This window comes from Candidatus Marimicrobium litorale, from assembly GCF_026262645.1.
Lineage (GTDB): Bacteria > Pseudomonadota > Gammaproteobacteria > Pseudomonadales > Halieaceae > Marimicrobium > Marimicrobium litorale.
In genome coordinates this window covers 1,296,681-1,311,891 of sequence record NZ_SHNO01000001.1, presented here as the reverse complement: position 1 = coordinate 1,311,891, position 15,211 = coordinate 1,296,681, and the positions used below count along the sequence as shown (strand labels likewise).

The 15,211-nt window shown below is 53.6% G+C and carries 9 protein-coding genes; 5 read left to right on the top strand and 4 right to left on the bottom strand.

Annotated elements, in window-relative coordinates:
* Positions 1–76: 76 nt before the first annotated feature.
* The 3 genes from EYC82_RS05955 to EYC82_RS05945 all read right to left on the bottom strand — a co-directional run bounded on the left by EYC82_RS05955 (position 77) and on the right by EYC82_RS05945 (position 6,005).
* On the bottom strand, positions 77–3,076 hold the full coding sequence (locus EYC82_RS05955; protein WP_279248629.1) for an NHL repeat-containing protein: 3,000 nt from the start codon (positions 3,074–3,076) through the stop codon (positions 77–79).
* Between the two features lie 121 nt (positions 3,077–3,197).
* Positions 3,198–4,439 (bottom strand): saccharopine dehydrogenase family protein, encoded by a 1,242-nt coding sequence (locus EYC82_RS05950; RefSeq protein ID WP_279248628.1) that lies wholly within the window; start codon positions 4,437–4,439, stop codon positions 3,198–3,200.
* A gap of 9 nt (positions 4,440–4,448) precedes the next feature.
* Complete coding sequence (locus EYC82_RS05945) at positions 4,449–6,005, bottom strand: peptide MFS transporter (protein WP_279248627.1); 1,557 nt, start codon at positions 6,003–6,005, stop codon at positions 4,449–4,451.
* Positions 6,006–6,217: 212 nt separating this feature from the next.
* Between EYC82_RS05945 and EYC82_RS05940 the strand changes: the two genes are divergently transcribed.
* The 5 genes from EYC82_RS05940 (at position 6,218) to leuB (ending at position 13,534) form a co-directional block, all read left to right on the top strand.
* Positions 6,218–8,338 (top strand): ABC transporter substrate-binding protein, encoded by a 2,121-nt coding sequence (locus EYC82_RS05940; protein ID WP_279248626.1) that lies wholly within the window; start codon positions 6,218–6,220, stop codon positions 8,336–8,338.
* 11 nt (positions 8,339–8,349) lie between these two features.
* Positions 8,350–9,327, top strand: a complete 978-nt coding sequence (locus EYC82_RS05935; RefSeq protein ID WP_279248625.1) for an ABC transporter permease — start codon at positions 8,350–8,352, stop codon at positions 9,325–9,327.
* A 3-nt stretch (positions 9,328–9,330) separates the two neighbouring features.
* A complete protein-coding gene (locus EYC82_RS05930) occupies positions 9,331–10,698 on the top strand; it encodes an ABC transporter permease (RefSeq protein ID WP_279248624.1) in 1,368 nt (455 codons plus the stop codon).
* Entirely contained in the window at positions 10,695–12,284 is a 1,590-nt protein-coding gene (locus EYC82_RS05925; protein WP_279248623.1) for an ABC transporter ATP-binding protein, read from the top strand. Before EYC82_RS05930 ends, EYC82_RS05925 begins: the two co-directional genes overlap by 4 nt.
* A gap of 140 nt (positions 12,285–12,424) precedes the next feature.
* Positions 12,425–13,534 (top strand): 3-isopropylmalate dehydrogenase, encoded by a 1,110-nt coding sequence (gene leuB / locus EYC82_RS05920; protein WP_279248622.1) that lies wholly within the window; start codon positions 12,425–12,427, stop codon positions 13,532–13,534.
* A 19-nt stretch (positions 13,535–13,553) separates the two neighbouring features.
* On the opposite strand, the gene EYC82_RS05915 is transcribed toward leuB, so the two are convergent.
* Complete coding sequence (locus EYC82_RS05915; RefSeq protein WP_279248621.1) at positions 13,554–15,134, bottom strand: alpha-isopropylmalate synthase regulatory domain-containing protein; 1,581 nt, start codon at positions 15,132–15,134, stop codon at positions 13,554–13,556.
* Positions 15,135–15,211: the final 77 nt, after the last annotated feature.

Genomic DNA, 15,211 nt, shown 5'->3' with positions numbered 1-15,211 from the left:
GATGCCGCGATGATTACTGTTTAGTGATCGATAGTATATCCAATAGCACCGTCGACTGTCGCCCCGCGCAGTCAGCTTATGGCTGGAATATTGTCCGCAGCCCCAGGGCCAGCAGCGCCGACAGCGAGCCACCCATTAGCGAGCAAATGGCAAGCGCGACAGGGTGACGGGCCTCGAGCAGTTTAACCACAATCGTTTTGCTATCGACCTTGATGCCTGCAGTTACCAGGGGCGAAGCCCATTCAGTTACCTGATTTTTATTGAAAGCGGGTAGCAGTCGGCTCCCCGTGAATACAATGACGTCATCGATGACCAGGAATGCCCCCCTGAACTGTATATTTGAACCGCCCGCGATGTGGTACATGCCGGCGGTGTTAACCAGTAGCAGGCGGTCGAACAAGATACCAATGTGGCCTGCGCTCGAACGTCGCAGTATAGAAAGTGCGATGCCCGGCCCGCTGAGGAATAGCAACAGCGCGCACATATGCCAGGTGTCGACACTTTGCGCCGCCGCGATAATGACGATGGCAAGGGCGATCAGATAGTAGCTGATCGCACGCTGGCGCAGTATCTTTGCGCGATCGACGGCGGGATCTATCCAGCGCAGTTTAGGTGCGTATTCGTCAACGGGCTCCGCGCCACTTGCGCGGTGCGATTTGTAGACTTGCTGGCGTAATCCACTGAGAACTACTGCTCCCGCGCATACGAATAATAGTAGGCTGGCAAAGATGACGCCGCCTTGCCATAACCATCTGGCAAGCGTTGAGTGCTCCTCGCGTGTGGAAAATATCTCTGCCAGTCGGCTCGATGTAAACGGTATTTCGGGCTTCCCTGCTGCATTGAAGCGCGCGATGTCAGTGTCACGGAAATTGTGAATCAGCGTTTTTTCTCCCCAGCTTACAAGTTTCAGTGCAACGTCACTGGTAACAGGCTTGATTTCATTCAGAAAGCCCCAGTTCTCATCGAAACGATACACACCCTGGTCGCCTGAATCGGGGTTGCGAAGTACAACCCACCAGGCGTTGGCGGACCAGGCGAAGTTGGCGACCTTACTGCGGCCAGATTCGAGCGCAAGGGGCGGGATTAGCAGAATTTCATCCAGCTGTTTTGCAAACGCGCTATCCTCGTAGCGGTAGACACTAATAGCGGGCCCCTCGACGCTGCTAATAAAAAGTAAGCCCGCATGCAAGCGCATCACCGCGCTCTCCGCCAGCGCCAGCTTGGCTTCTGCACTGATTTTTCCCTGCGGATCGATTTTGATCAGCTGTCCCGCGCCCGCCAGCAATATGCTGTTGTCCATTGGGTTAACGATGAACTGACGTAGGCCGAGGTTGCTCTGAAGCAGCGGTGCGCAGCTTTTTTTCTGCATATTGCACCGTGCCAGGAACAAAGGCGATGTCTCCCCGGAGTCTGTCAGGATCGAGCCCGCGATGATCATTGTGCCAGCGGCGTCAAATGCCAATGGTGATCGCAGGGAGTGCAGGCCAAGGTCTGTGGCTGTAATGCTGGACTGAAAGACTCCGGCACGGTCGTGCATGAGCAAGGTATCTTCTGCCAGCAGCACTACGCCTGAATTGCTGTCGATGGCCACGGCGCGAGGCCCGTTCAATTGGCCTTTATCTTGCAGAGTGAATAACTGAGCCGCAGACACGAGAAACAGAAGTGCTGCTGCAGCGCCCAGCTGGAGGCTGCGCTTTTTCATTGTTGTGGCTGAACTGGCGCGGTTTTTCACTTTCTCGGTATTGCGAAAAGGGCGTAGGCTATAAAAATTGGGCTCACCAGCCTGATGAGTCCTGACTGGAGGCGTCGCTCCGTTCGCGTTACCGTTTTCGGCGCGCACGGCACCGATAGCCTCGGACAATACGAGAAATCCAGTCCTCTGAGCGGCGCTGCTGTGCGTTCCGTGGTCAATGGCCAGCAGGCGTTTATCGGACAGCTGTTTTGCGGTCGAGCGCTTTTGCAGTGCATCTGATTGAATCAGGCGTATTTTTTCCTGCGTTTGCTGGTCGATGTCCGTCAGTTCTGACGCCAGGCGCTGTCTTTCTTCCGCTTCGGCTTTTTTGCGTGCGGTCTCTTCGCGGCGCTGTTGTTCTTCCGCTTCGGCTTTTTTGCGTGCGGCCTCTTCGCGGCGCTGTTGTTCTTCCGCCTCGGCTTTTTTGCGTGCGGCCTCTTCGCGGCGCTGTTGTTCTTCCGCCTCGGCTTTTTTGCGTGCTGTTCCTTCGCGGCGCTGTTGTTCTTCCGCTTCGGCTTTTTTGCGTGCGGCCTCTTCGCGGCGCTGTTGTTCTTCCGCTTCGGCTTTTTTGCATGCGGTATCTTCGCGGCGCTGTTGTTCTTCCGCCTCGGCTTTTTTGCGTGCGGCCTCTTCGCGGTGCTGTTGTTCTTCGGCCTCAGCTTTTATGCGTGCGGCCTCTGCAGTGCGCTCCGTCTTTTCTTGTGTCGCGGGCCGTTCCTGCTCTTTTTGCAACGCTTTTTCCTGGTCGAGTCGCGTATTCTTTGTTTCGGCCCTCCCTAATTGACTTTCTTCCGCCTCACGCATCACCTCTCTGGCGCTTAAGCGGGCGCTTTCTTTTTCCCGTTGTTCTTCTGCCTGGTTACGAGCCGCCTCCTTACTCGCTTTGATTCGAGCCGATAGATTGATGGGATTTTTTGTTGTTCTGGCCGGTGCCCCGGATACCTCTTTCCGGGTGAGTGAAGTCGCGCCCTTTGAGCCAACAGCCCAAACTTGGCCCAGCGCATCGGTAGCCGCTGTCTCAGCAGGTTGGTTAGTTTTCGTTTTAGCTGACGAGGGATCTTTGCCAGCCGGTGGTCGAGGTATAGTCGGAGATGGGTCCGCAGATTCCTCTGCAGTGGTTTTTACGAGGGCAGCAACGGCTCCGAGGAGGTGCAGCTGGTGATAATAGTGGGCAGCCTCCTTGCGGTTTAAATTGCGTCTGAGCGTAATTGTCTGCCCTGAAAAAAAACGTTCTATGCGATCTGCATCCTCAATATCAAACAGTTCGCCAAAGCGCTGTCTGACCGCCGACGGGTTCGCGCCAGTCAGAATTTCGCCGCTAAACGTGAGGTTAAATCTACTCACCCCGCGTGCTTATTCTCCCATTTTTACTGTCGTTGTTTGAACGCAAGTTACGGGGTTTGAGTTTGCTTTACCAGCAGCGCTGCTGGTAATTATTTATATTGTCCAACAGTATAAATCGCGATCAGGGCTGCAGGCTGCGCGGGTCGACTTCGTCGAAGGCTATACCGGCTTTTTCTGTTAATCTGTTGAGATAGGGCTCGCCCATAGCAGCAGCAGGCGTCCAGAAGCCGCCGCCCGCTGCTAGTTCGTCCTGAGCAAGACAAACCGCCGCTTCGGCTATCATTCTTGCTGTTGACCCGTAGCCCGGGTCCAGAGTGCCGCTAACCTGAATCGCGGTATCGTGTGTTCTATCGCTGGGGTCAATGCCGAGGAAGTAAACCTCGTAAAAGCCCGCTTCACGTTGTTCACGTGTGGGCCCTTCGCCAGGCTTTGGCAAAACCCGTTGCAGTAAATTCCGAGTGGGCCCCATCGCCAGAGATACCATGCCGATGCCGCCTGCAACACTCGCCAGTGATGCTTTCCAACGCGAGTTATTAAGCGTCGCCTCATCGTAGAGGAAGCCCTTGCCCCACGGGAAGCCAAGCAAAGCGTTGCTCCGGCGTACAACTTTGGTATTGATTGCTGCCATCATGAAAGGCGATGTCCAACGTTTGAAGTCTGGATCGTAAACGGCCTTGGTTTGGTCTGGACCGTCTTCACCTGGGGGAATGCCGTCGGGGTAAAGCGCATAGGGGTCTGCGGAATCCTGCATTATTGAAGGGTCTTCCCTGGCCTCCTCCAGCATATTAATGATGCTGGCTACGGTGCCTCCGCTGAAGGCACCGCGCGTGGGGCCGGTGCGGCCCTTGACTTGTTGTGCGTATACCCCGTGCCTTTCATACATGATTTGTTGTACACGCCAGGTGCCGAGATCGAAAGGCACTGAATCAAAGCCGCAAGTATGCACAATGCGGGCACCACTGGCCTCGGCGGCCTGTTGGTATTGGTCTATGACGCGCATCATCCAGGGTACTTCGCCGGTCAGGTCGCAGTAGTGAGTGCCGGCTGCGCTGCAGGCTTCGACCAGAGGGGTACCATAGCGAGCGTAAGGACCGACGGTCGAGCAAATGACATTGGCCCGACCCACCATGCTTGCGAGACTGGCGGCGTCATTGCTATCTGCAACAACAATCCCGAGTTTCTGATGCTGTGCTTCCGGCAGGCAGGCGTGGCGTACCGATTCAAGTTTATCCCGGTTACGGCCTGCGATGGCCCAACGCAGATCGCTATCTACGCCATAGGTTTGTGCGAGATATTCCACGACAAGCTGACCGGTAAAGCCGGTTGCTCCCCATACAATGACATCGAACTCTGGTTTGGACATGACAAACTCCTAGTGTATTCCGTGCATCATTTTTCTTAACAGGGGGGACACAAGCAGCAGGAGGACACCCGCGCCAAGTCCTACATAGAGCAGGCTGGAAAAAAGCTCAGTATAGCTAGCCAGAGCGGCTCCGATATCTTTTACAGCGCCGTTGACAGTATCAATAGCGGCAAGTTTCGCCAGTTGAGCTGCGACAAACTCCGAGTAAGCGGTGGCGAGAAACCAAGATCCCATCATGACCCCGACAACATTGGGTACCGCGAGCTTTGTCACGGCGGAGAGTCCGACAGGAGATAAACAGAGCTCTCCGGTCGTATGCAGGAGATACGCCAGGACTAACCAGTATCCGACGACCATGCCGGCAGTATCTGGGGATGCCGCGCCAAGCACGAGCGCGCCGAACCCAAGACCGGCCTGAACGATGCCTAAAGCGAATTTGACAGGAGTACTGGGTTCCAGTCCTCGCCTGCCAAGGAATGTCCACAGCCAAGCGAAAATAGGCGCAAAGAGGAAAATGAAGAAAGCGTTAAGTGATCCAAACTGGGATGCTGTTAATTCGTAGCCCAGAATATTTCGATCTACAACGCGATCGGCGTAGAGAGTCATTGAACCGGAGGCCTGTTCAAATAGTGCCCAGAAGACGACAGTCGAGAGGGTGAGTATCACTAGTACCAACATTCGATCACGTTCCACGGAGTTGCATTTAAAAAAGATAAACCAACCGAGGCCAGCGAGCACTGCCAAGGACAAGAGATTGAGTACAAGGCCCACGGCCCCATGGAATTGCAGCATCTGCCACACGAGGAATACGCTTGCCAGTGCGCCTAGATAAATTGTCCATTCGTATGACAAGCCCAATGATGTTTTTTTCTCAAGCAGCACGGGGTCGCGCGGTTCTGCCAGATCGTGAAGATATTTTTGTCCCCGGATGAATGTGATGAGGCCGATTACCATTCCGATGCCCGCCGCACCAAAGCCGTACTGCCAGCCATAGGTCTCACCGAGATATCCGCACAGCAGAGTAGCCGCAAAAGCACCGATATTAATACCCATATAAAAAATTGTGAAACCTGCATCCCTTCTTGGGTCTTCTCGGCTGTAGAGCTGCCCAACGATGGTGGAAATATTGGGCTTGAGGAAGCCCACACCCATGACGATCAGTGCCAGAGAAAAATAGAATACTTGCAGAGCACCATCGTCGCGGACGACTTCTCCCCCGTCTACGCGAGCCTGCTCGCCCTCCATCGCCATACCCAGATGGCCGAGCGTTAGCAGGACACCTCCGAAGATAACGGCCTTGCGCATACCGAGATAGCGATCAGCGAGCAACCCGCCGATGACGGGCATGGCATAAACCAGCGCAGCATAACCACCAAGCACTTCAAGGCCGTTAGTATCGCTAAATAGGTGGTACTTTGTGAGATAGAGCAGAAGCAGGAACTTCATGCCGTAAAAAGAAAAGCGCTCCCAAAGTTCGGTTGCAAAGCAGACGTATAGCCCCAGAGGATGACCGAGAAACTCGGGGTCGTGGCCGCGGCCATTCTCATATGCATCAGCGGTTGCCATCTTATTTTCCCCGGGCGCCAGTGTTCGAAAACACTCCATTATAGTGGCTAATCGCCATGCAGTTGCACCCTTAATCTTCGGGTGCGGGAACGGCTGCAACAGGGTATGCTGAAGCGTTGCGGGAATCTCATCATCAAACGTGCATGACATTTTTCCAAGTCAGATTAAAGCCTATAGCTCTTTCGTGCCTGTATCTGGTGGGTGCGATAATTTTGCTACTCTTAGTGGCATGCGGAGAGCCGCCTTGGAATAATCCGCATCCAGTCTCGCCGGATGGTATGGCCACCTATCATTCAATGATGGCTTCCACCCCGCCCAAGCATCTGGATCCCGCCCAGTCCTATGCTTCGGACGAGGCGCTCTTTATTATGCAGATCTATGAGCCTCCGATGGCTTATCACTATTTAAAGAGACCCTACGAGCTAATCCCGGGTGCGTTGTCTCGGGCGCCGGATGTAGCGTATTTAAACGCGTCGGGCGAAGAGATCAGTGATGAGGCCGATGAGCCTGCCTACACGCGGTATACTTTGCACTTGCGTGACGATCTTCACTTCCAGCCGCATCCTGCCTTTGCACAGGACAAGGATGCCAAACCACTCTATTTTTTTGATACCGAAGAAGAGGGCACAGCATACCGCCAGCCTTCCGACTTTCCGGAAACCGGAGATCGTCCGTTAGTAGCGAACGACTATGTGTATGCCATAAAACGGCTGGCGGACCCGGCAAATGCGTCCCCGATGCTTGGTTTTATGTCGCAATATATTTTAGGTATGGAGGCATTTTCGGAACTGGTTCGGGAGCAGCCAAAACAGGAGTGGTTGGATCTCAATGACTTTCAGATGGATGGCTTGAAGGTGTTGGATGATGACAGTTTCACCATAACGATCAAGGGGCGCTATCCGCAGTTTTTATTTTGGCTTGCGATGCCGTTTTTTTCGCCTGTTCCCCCAGAAGTTGATCGTTTTTACAGCAATCCCGGTTTTGCTGACAAGAATCTGACACTGGATTGGTGGCCCGTGGGTTCGGGACCTTTCATGATGGTTAAGAATGACCCTAACAGTGAAATCGTGCTGGAGCGTAATCCCAACTACCGCGAAGAATTTTTTCCGACAGAGGGCGCCCCAGGTGATCGTGAGGCTGGTTATCTCGATGATGCGGGAAAGCCCATTCCCTTCGTTGATCGCGCGACCTACCGCATGGAGAAGAGCGGTCTTTCGCTCTGGACCAAATTCATGCAGGGTTACTACGATCGCTCGGGTGAAACGCATGCCCATACCACCGGCGTGTTCGATCAGGTATTTGTTGTAGGCCCGGATGGTGTCGAAATGTCAGAAGAGATGATGACCCACGACATCACCATGTCGCCAGATGTAAAACCCGGCATCTATTATTATGGTTTTAACATGCGAGATCCGGTTGTGGGCGGGTATACCGAAGACAAGCGGAAACTGCGTCAGGCGCTGCAGATAGCCTTCCAGACCGAGGAGTATTTGAATGTTTTTTATAAGGGCAATGGTATTGCGGCCCAGAGCCCAATACCGCCTGGCATTCCCGGACATCTGGAGGGGAAAGAGGGAATAAACCCCTATGTGTATGACTGGGTAGACGGCGAGGCGCGGCGAAAGTCGCTTGATTATGCCCGGCAGTTGCTGGTCGAGGCGGGTTATCCCAACGGACGGGATGCGCTTACCGGTAAGCCACTCAAGTTATTTATTGACGTGCAGTCGCAGGCGATAAACAGTACGTCGATGAGCTGGATCGACCGCGTATTTTCTGAAGTGGGGGTGCAGATAGAATTTCGTCCCGCGGACTGGAATCGCACCCGAGAAAAGCTGTTGACGGGTAATACGCAAATCTATTCCAGTGGCTGGCTAGCGGATTATCCGGATCCTGAAAATTTCCTTTTCTTGCTGTACGGGCCAGAAAGTCCATTGTTATGCGAATGTGACGGCGCCAATAACAGCAACTATGCCAATGACGAATACGATGCGATGTTCCGCAGGATGCGCGTATTGCCTCCCGGACCTGAGCGAGACGCACTCATAGCTGATATGGTCGATCTCGCTCGGCGCGATGCGGTCTGGCTGTATGCGTTTTACCCCAAGGAGATCTATCTCAATAATAGCTGGGTACATAACAACAAGCGTCACGGCATTTCCAAGGCAACGCTAAAGTACACCCGAATCGACACCGATTTGCGGCCAGAAATGCAAAAACTTTGGAACAAGCCCGTAACCTGGCCAATTTATGGCGGCTTGTTGCTGCTGGCTGGGCTGGCCGTGCCGGGCATTCTGGCTTACAGACGGCGACAGCGCGAGACGGTAGGTCGATAGGAGAGGTAAGAATGCTGGCGTATATTATCAGGCGGCTAATTTATGCGGTTCCCATTCTGGTTGGCGTCAACCTTTTGACCTTCATGCTTTTCTTTGTTGTGAATTCTCCTGACGACATGGCTGCTTCCCAGCTGGGCGAGAAATATGTCACCCCTGAGGCGATCGAGTCCTGGAAGCAGAAAAATGGCTACGATCTCCCGCTGTTCTACAACGAGGGAGCCGCTGGTCAAGGTATGCTCATCGAAACAATATTTTTTACCAAATCAGTCAAGTTGTTTGCTTTTGACTTCGGTCGTTCGGAAAGTGGACGTGATATCACGACAGATGTTTCTACCAGGATGTGGCCCAGCCTAGCGGTTGCTTTGCCCACCTTCGCGGTGGGAATCTGGGTCAACATCTGTGTCGCCTTGCTGGTGGTTATGTTTCATGGGACCAGGCTCGATCGCTGGGCGGTATTTATATTCGTGGCGCTAATGTCTATTTCATACCTGTTTTATATCATCGGTGGGCAGTATCTCGTTGCCAGAGTCTGGAAACTGGTGCCGATTTCCGGTTTCCACATGGATGCGCAAGTGTGGAAATTTATGCTATTGCCCGTACTCGTGGGTGTAATCGCCGGGATAGGTTCTGGAGCCCGCTGGTACCGCACGTTATTCCTAGAGGAGGCTAATCAGGACTACGTGCGCACTGCCAGGGCGAAAGGCGCCAGTGAAATTCGTATTCTTTTTCGACATATTTTACCCAATGCGCTGATACCTATACTGACTGGTGTGGTGGTAATTATCCCGTCGCTGTTCATGGGAGGACTACTGATTGAATCCTTTTTCGGAATACCCGGTCTCGGCAGTTATATGCTCGATGCGATCCAGTCGCAGGATTTCGCTATTGTTCGGAGCATGGTGTTTCTCGGTTCCATCCTTTATATCGTGGGGCTGATTCTCACCGATATATCTTATACCTGGGCCGACCCCAGGGTGCGCCTGGAGTAGATTGTGAAAGTACTCATACTCTGGTCCGACGCTTTGATATTTCTGCTAGTGGTCGCGCTCGCCCTTTTTTTTCTGCAACTTCGAAAAAATCCGCAGACACGTGCGCATTGGTCGCAGGTATTCAGCAGTCCGCTAGGTATGGTGACGTTTACCTTGATTCTGGTTTATGTCGGCGTTGCGCTACTCGATTCTTTGCATTTTCGCCGGGCGCTGCCATCGGTTCCGGGCGCAGCGCAGCAGGTATTTTACGAAAACAAGGCAACCAGTGTGCTCGATATGATTCTCGGTGGGATGGGTGATCGTTACGAGCGCACATACTCTGCGCCCTTCGCCCTGAAATCCTTCGAGAAACAGAATATGAAGGATAGTCAGGGTCGCCCTTTTAGAGATTTCCCCGTGCTTGAGCACGCGGGCACGCATCTAGAGCACAGTGGAGATCGCGCTGCGGATATTTTACTGAAATCATTACAAGCGCTGTTCATTGGGTTGATCATATCGCTTGTTGTGCTGAGTGTACCCTGGCTGCTCACTCGCAGCAGTGAACTCCCGTGGAGGTATGCGTGGTTGACCCTGGCTGTAGTGATCTGTCTTGGCACCTGGCTGGTAAGTCTCAGTCGCTATTACCACTTACTCGGTACGGATCTCGGTGGCGTCGACGTGGCCTACCAGAGTATCAAGGGCATCCGCACGGGTATCTTACTGGGCACCCTGGCTACATTGATAATGATGCCTATTGCCATCACTCTGGGGGTGCTGGCGGGTTACTTCAAAGGCTGGGTAGATGATGTTGTTCAATATTTGTATACAACGCTGAGCTCTATACCGGGTATTCTCCTTATTGCGGCTTCTGTACTCTTGTTCCAAGTCTATATTGATCTGAATCCCGATGCTTTTTCCATTGGGCTGGAAAAAGCCGATGCCCGATTTGTGGCGCTATGTTTTATTCTCGGCGTGACAAGCTGGTCATCCCTTTGCCGTCTGATCCGGGCAGAAACGTTGAAAATTAGTCAGCTCGAGTATGTGCAAGCGGCTCATGCGTTTGGTGTCAGCCACACGCGCATACTGTCTCGTCACGTTATGCCTAATGTCGCGCACATTATTTTGATTACTTTTGTATTGGATTTTAGTGCGCTGGTCCTGGCGGAGGCAGTCCTGTCCTATATTGGTGTCGGTGTTGATCCGTCGATGGGAAGCTGGGGCAATATGATCAACAGCGCTCGCTCAGAACTGTCTCGGGAGCCAGCCATTTGGTGGACCCTGAGTGGCGCGTTCTTCTTCATGTTTGTTCTGGTACTGGCCGCCAACTTGTTTTCTGATCTGGTTCGCGATGCGTTCGACCCCAGAACCAGCGCAAGAGGAGCTTCAGCATGACGCCACCTTCGGCCATGCAGGTACAGGATTTACGAGTGCAGGTGACCGCGACGTCCGCTGAGATCATCAAGAGCGTCAGTTTCGACCTGCACCCCGGTAGGGTATTCGCGTTGGTCGGGGAGTCAGGCAGCGGTAAATCCGTCACTTCCCTTGCCGCCATGCGTCTGCTGCCCGATGCGCTAACGATTACCAGCGGTTCGGTCAGGGTAGGCGGACAGGACCTTTTTGACCTGCCAGAAGCTGAGATGCAATCCGTGCGGGGTGAGCGTGTGGCAATGATTTTCCAGAATGCCATGACAGCCCTCAACCCGGTGCAGAAGGTCGGCGAGCAGGTGGCAGAGACATTGCAATTGCACACCCCGGTGCGAGGAGAGGGTCTGCAGCGGCGCGTAATGCAAATATTTGCAGAGGTAGGGGTGCAGGACCCGCAGGAGCGCTATCACTTCTTTCCGCATCAGCTATCCGGCGGCCAGCAGCAGCGCGTCATGATTGCCATGGCTTTGGCATGCGAGCCTGATGTGCTGATTGCGGATGAGCCCACGACAGCTCTGGATGTGACCATTCAGGAGCAGGTTCTTGCACTCATCAAGGGACTCACCCGAACACGCCAACTGGCGGTGTTGCTGATCACCCATGACATGGCTGTGGTAAGCAGTATTGCCGACGAGGTGGCGGTGATGTACGCAGGTGAGATCATTGAAAGATCGCCCGTAGAGACGTTTTTCCATAATCCCCGAGAGGAATACAGCCGCCGCCTGATCGATGCGCTGCCCGACCTGAATGCATTTTTACCCATTTCGCGCAGAGCGCCGCTGCTGCAGCTGGAGAACATCAAAGTGTATTTTCCAATACGACGTGGCGTCCTGCAGCGGGTGGTAGATCATACGCGAGCCGTAGACGGTGTATCACTGAGCATTGGTCGCGGTGAGACCTATGTATTGGTGGGTGAATCGGGCAGCGGAAAATCGACGCTTGGTCGCGCTATTTTAAACCTCGAATCATTGGCTGGTGGACGTATCCTGTTCGAAGGAAAACCCCTGCAAGATTTGGGGAGAGGTGCAATGCAACCCTACCGTGCCAAAATACAGGTCATATTCCAGAACCCGTATTCCTCTATGAATCCACGCATGACGGTTGCGGGTATTATCCGTGAGGGAATGGATGCACTCGGCACTGACCCCGGTGCGAGCGAGGAAGCGGTCAGTAATCTACTCCGAAAGGTGCATCTGGAAGAAGAATTCAGCGGCCGCTATCCGCATGAGCTGTCAGGCGGCCAGTTGCAGCGCGTAGCGATAGCGCGCGCACTGGCTGTCAAACCGGAGCTGATTATCTGTGACGAGCCCACCAGCGCACTGGATGTTTCGATCCGTGCGGAGGTGCTCGCGTTGTTGAAGGCGCTACAGCAAGATTCAGGTGTGTCCTACTTGTTCATCACCCATGACTTTTCTATTGTTCCGGGCATGGCTCACCGTGTAGGCGTTATGCAAGGAGGGAAGCTGGTGGAGGAGGGGGCGGCAGAAAAGATTCTCACCCACCCGGAGCACAAGTATACGCGGACGCTGCTCGCATCGGTGCCTCGCATATAAATCATGCTCGCGGTGCGCCAGAAGTGGGGCGGGGGTGAGACCTATGAAAGATCAACCCAATTACAGTAGAATACCGCCCTTTTCGACTTGGCCAGTTGTGGCTTGAACACATTTGCCCACTTAAATCAGAGAACGATTTTATGACGAACTACACGATAGCCCTGTTGGCGGGTGATGGCATTGGTCCTGAAATCATGGCCGAGGCCGTAAAGGTATTTAAGCTCGTTGAGCAGCGCAATGACATCAGTTTTAACCTGGTCGAAGCAGAATTCGGGGCTGGCGCTTATTTTAAGGTGGGACACCCGTTTCCTGAAGCCACCAAGGCCATATGTGACGACGCCGACGCTATTCTCAAGGGCCCTATCGGCCTGAGTCATGAAGAGTCAAAAAAAATCCCGGTAGATTTACAGCCGGAACGCGGAGCTCTGTTGCCCCTGCGGCGCCGCTACAATACGTTCGCAAATTTCCGGCCGGTTTCCCTGCCTAAAGGACTGGCGCATTTTTCCCCGCTAAAGCCCGAGGTTATCGGTGAGGGTATAGATCTCATCATGGTGCGCGAACTTGTGGGTGGTTTGTACTTTGGTAAGAAGGAAGTCGGAGTGAATGAGCAGGGGCTGCGCTATGTCAGAGAGACGCTGGAGTACGATGAGGAGCAGATTCGCCGAATCATGCACGAGGCTTTGCAGCTGGCCATGCGCCGTAAAAAGGTACTGCATAACATCCACAAGAGTAACGTCTTGAAATCCAGTGTGTTGTGGAACGAGGTGCTCGAGGAGGTCGCAGAGGAATACCCCGAGGTTGAGATCCGGCACATCCTCGTAGATGCAGCCGCCACGCTGCTGTGTCTAAATCCGGGGCAGTTCGATGTTATGGTCATGGAAAACATGTTCGGCGATATTCTCAGCGATCAGGGAGGCGGCATTCTGGGTTCGCTGGGATTGATGCCTTCTGCCTGCAAGGGTCCCGAAAAAAGTTACTACGAGCCGTCTCATGGGTCGGCGCCGGACATCGCCGGACAAAATATCGCTAACCCTTACTCCATGATCGGCTCCGTCGCGATGATGCTGGAAAATAGTTTCGGCATGGTTGAGGAATCGCAGAATGTCTGGCGTGCCATGCAAAGTGTGTTTGCGGAGGGCTTTTCCACACCGGATCTGTCCAAGCCCGGCAGCGATGTAAAAATGATCAAGACCGCTGAGTTCGGAGACAAGGTAGTCGCGGCGCTGGAAGCGATGCCCGTTCCGAAATAGCGGCGGGAGTCGGAGCCCCCTACATCTGGCTCTCTGATGCGCCATGCACCGACAATACCGCGTCTGGGGAGGAGCGTTCGTGCAGCTGCAAATTGATGATGCGCAGGCTGGCTAAAATACCGGCAAAAACCTGATTAGAGTGCACACCCCGTGTTTTGATTTCCTGATCGTCACAATCCCAGGTGATCACGCATTCAGTTAATGCACTGGTATGCCCGCCTCGTGGAATTCTGATTTCGTAGTCAAGCAGTTCTGGTAGCTTGTAGTTTTTCGGCGCCATCACGTCGTTGATTGCGGCGATGAAGGCATCGAATCCGCCGTTACCGGAACCTACTCCCTGTAACTCTTCACCATCTACATCCACGCTGATAGTTGCGGTGGATGTCAAGTTGAAGCTGCTGGTCACCGAGCAGCCAAGCAGTTTGATATGGTGATAATTCTTACTTTCCAGTACCTCAGCGATGATAAATGGCAGATCATCGGTCGTAATCTGCGCCTTCGAATCACCCAGTTTGACGATTCTCGCAAGTACCTTCTTCTGATTTTCTTCTGAGAGGCTAAGGCCCAGCGCCTCGAGATTTTTCATAAGTGATGCTTTGCCGCTCATTTTCCCGAGTGCGTAGCTCCTGGTGCGAGAAAAGCGCTCAGGGCTTAGTCGCGTTTCGTAGAGGCCTCCCTTGTGATCTCCGTCTGCATGTATTCCGGCGGTTTGGGTAAATACGTCGGCGCCAACAATAGGCGCATTGGCGGGTACGCGCTTACCCGAGAAAGACTCCACCATCGTGCTCAGCTGTACGATATAACTTTCATCAATAGATAATTCCATGCCCATTTTGTCATTGAGCACGACTGCGATTTCGGCCAGTGATGCATTGCCCGCGCGTTCTCCAAGACAATTGACGGTGCAGTGCACGGCGCTGACACCAGCACGCACCGCAGCCATCACGTTGGCGGTTGCCAGGCCGTAGTCGTTGTGAGGATGGAAATCGAATTGTTGCTCGGGGTAGCGACTTGTCATGTCGGTAAGGCTGTCAAAAACGTCCTCCGGCGACATTACACCCAGAGTGTCGGGAAGCATGAAGTGGTCTATACCGCAGTCCTTCAGTCTGTCCATCATCTCATAAACGTAATCCCGGCTGTCGCGATATCCGTTGGACCAGTCCTCCAGATAAGCGTTAACCTTGAGGCCTTTCATCAATGCATAATCTACCGTACGCAGTATCTCGCTCAGGTGTTGGTCGAGCGTTTTGCCGAGTTGTTCACGACAATGCTTTTCGCTGCCCTTGGTTAAGAGGTTGATAACCTGCCCGCCAGTCTGCAGAATCCAATCGACGCTGAGGGTGTGATCGACGAACCCCAAGACCTCGATACGATCACTGAGATCATGCGCCTGAGCCCACTGGTTCATGCTGGCTACCGCCTCCATTTCCCCTTGGGAGACCCTGGCGGAGGCGACCTCGATACGATCAACCCGCAGTTGTTGTAGCAAGGCCTTGGCGAGATTGACCTTTTCTTCGGGCGCATAGGACACGCCCTGGGTCTGTTCTCCGTCCCGCAGTGTGGTGTCCATGAGCTGAATTTTTCGCGATGTCGTGTTCATGCTGCTCGCCCCCTCCGCTGGAAGGGATAGTATGAGTTATGCCTCGTATTATCACTTGATTGCTTGCGGTTGCGCAA

What these genes read in the sequence shown, in the direction of transcription:
- leuB (WP_279248622.1), top strand. Translation starts at nt 12,425, where the DNA reads ATGACGAACTACACGATAGCCCTGTTGGCGGGTGATGGCATTGGTCCT.
- EYC82_RS05925 (WP_279248623.1), top strand. Translation starts at nt 10,695, where the DNA reads ATGACGCCACCTTCGGCCATGCAGGTACAGGATTTACGAGTGCAGGTG.
- EYC82_RS05915 (WP_279248621.1), bottom strand. Translation starts at nt 15,134, where the DNA reads ATGAACACGACATCGCGAAAAATTCAGCTCATGGACACCACACTGCGG.
- EYC82_RS05945 (WP_279248627.1), bottom strand. Translation starts at nt 6,005, where the DNA reads ATGGCAACCGCTGATGCATATGAGAATGGCCGCGGCCACGACCCCGAG.
- EYC82_RS05950 (WP_279248628.1), bottom strand. Translation starts at nt 4,439, where the DNA reads ATGTCCAAACCAGAGTTCGATGTCATTGTATGGGGAGCAACCGGCTTT.
- EYC82_RS05935 (WP_279248625.1), top strand. Translation starts at nt 8,350, where the DNA reads ATGCTGGCGTATATTATCAGGCGGCTAATTTATGCGGTTCCCATTCTG.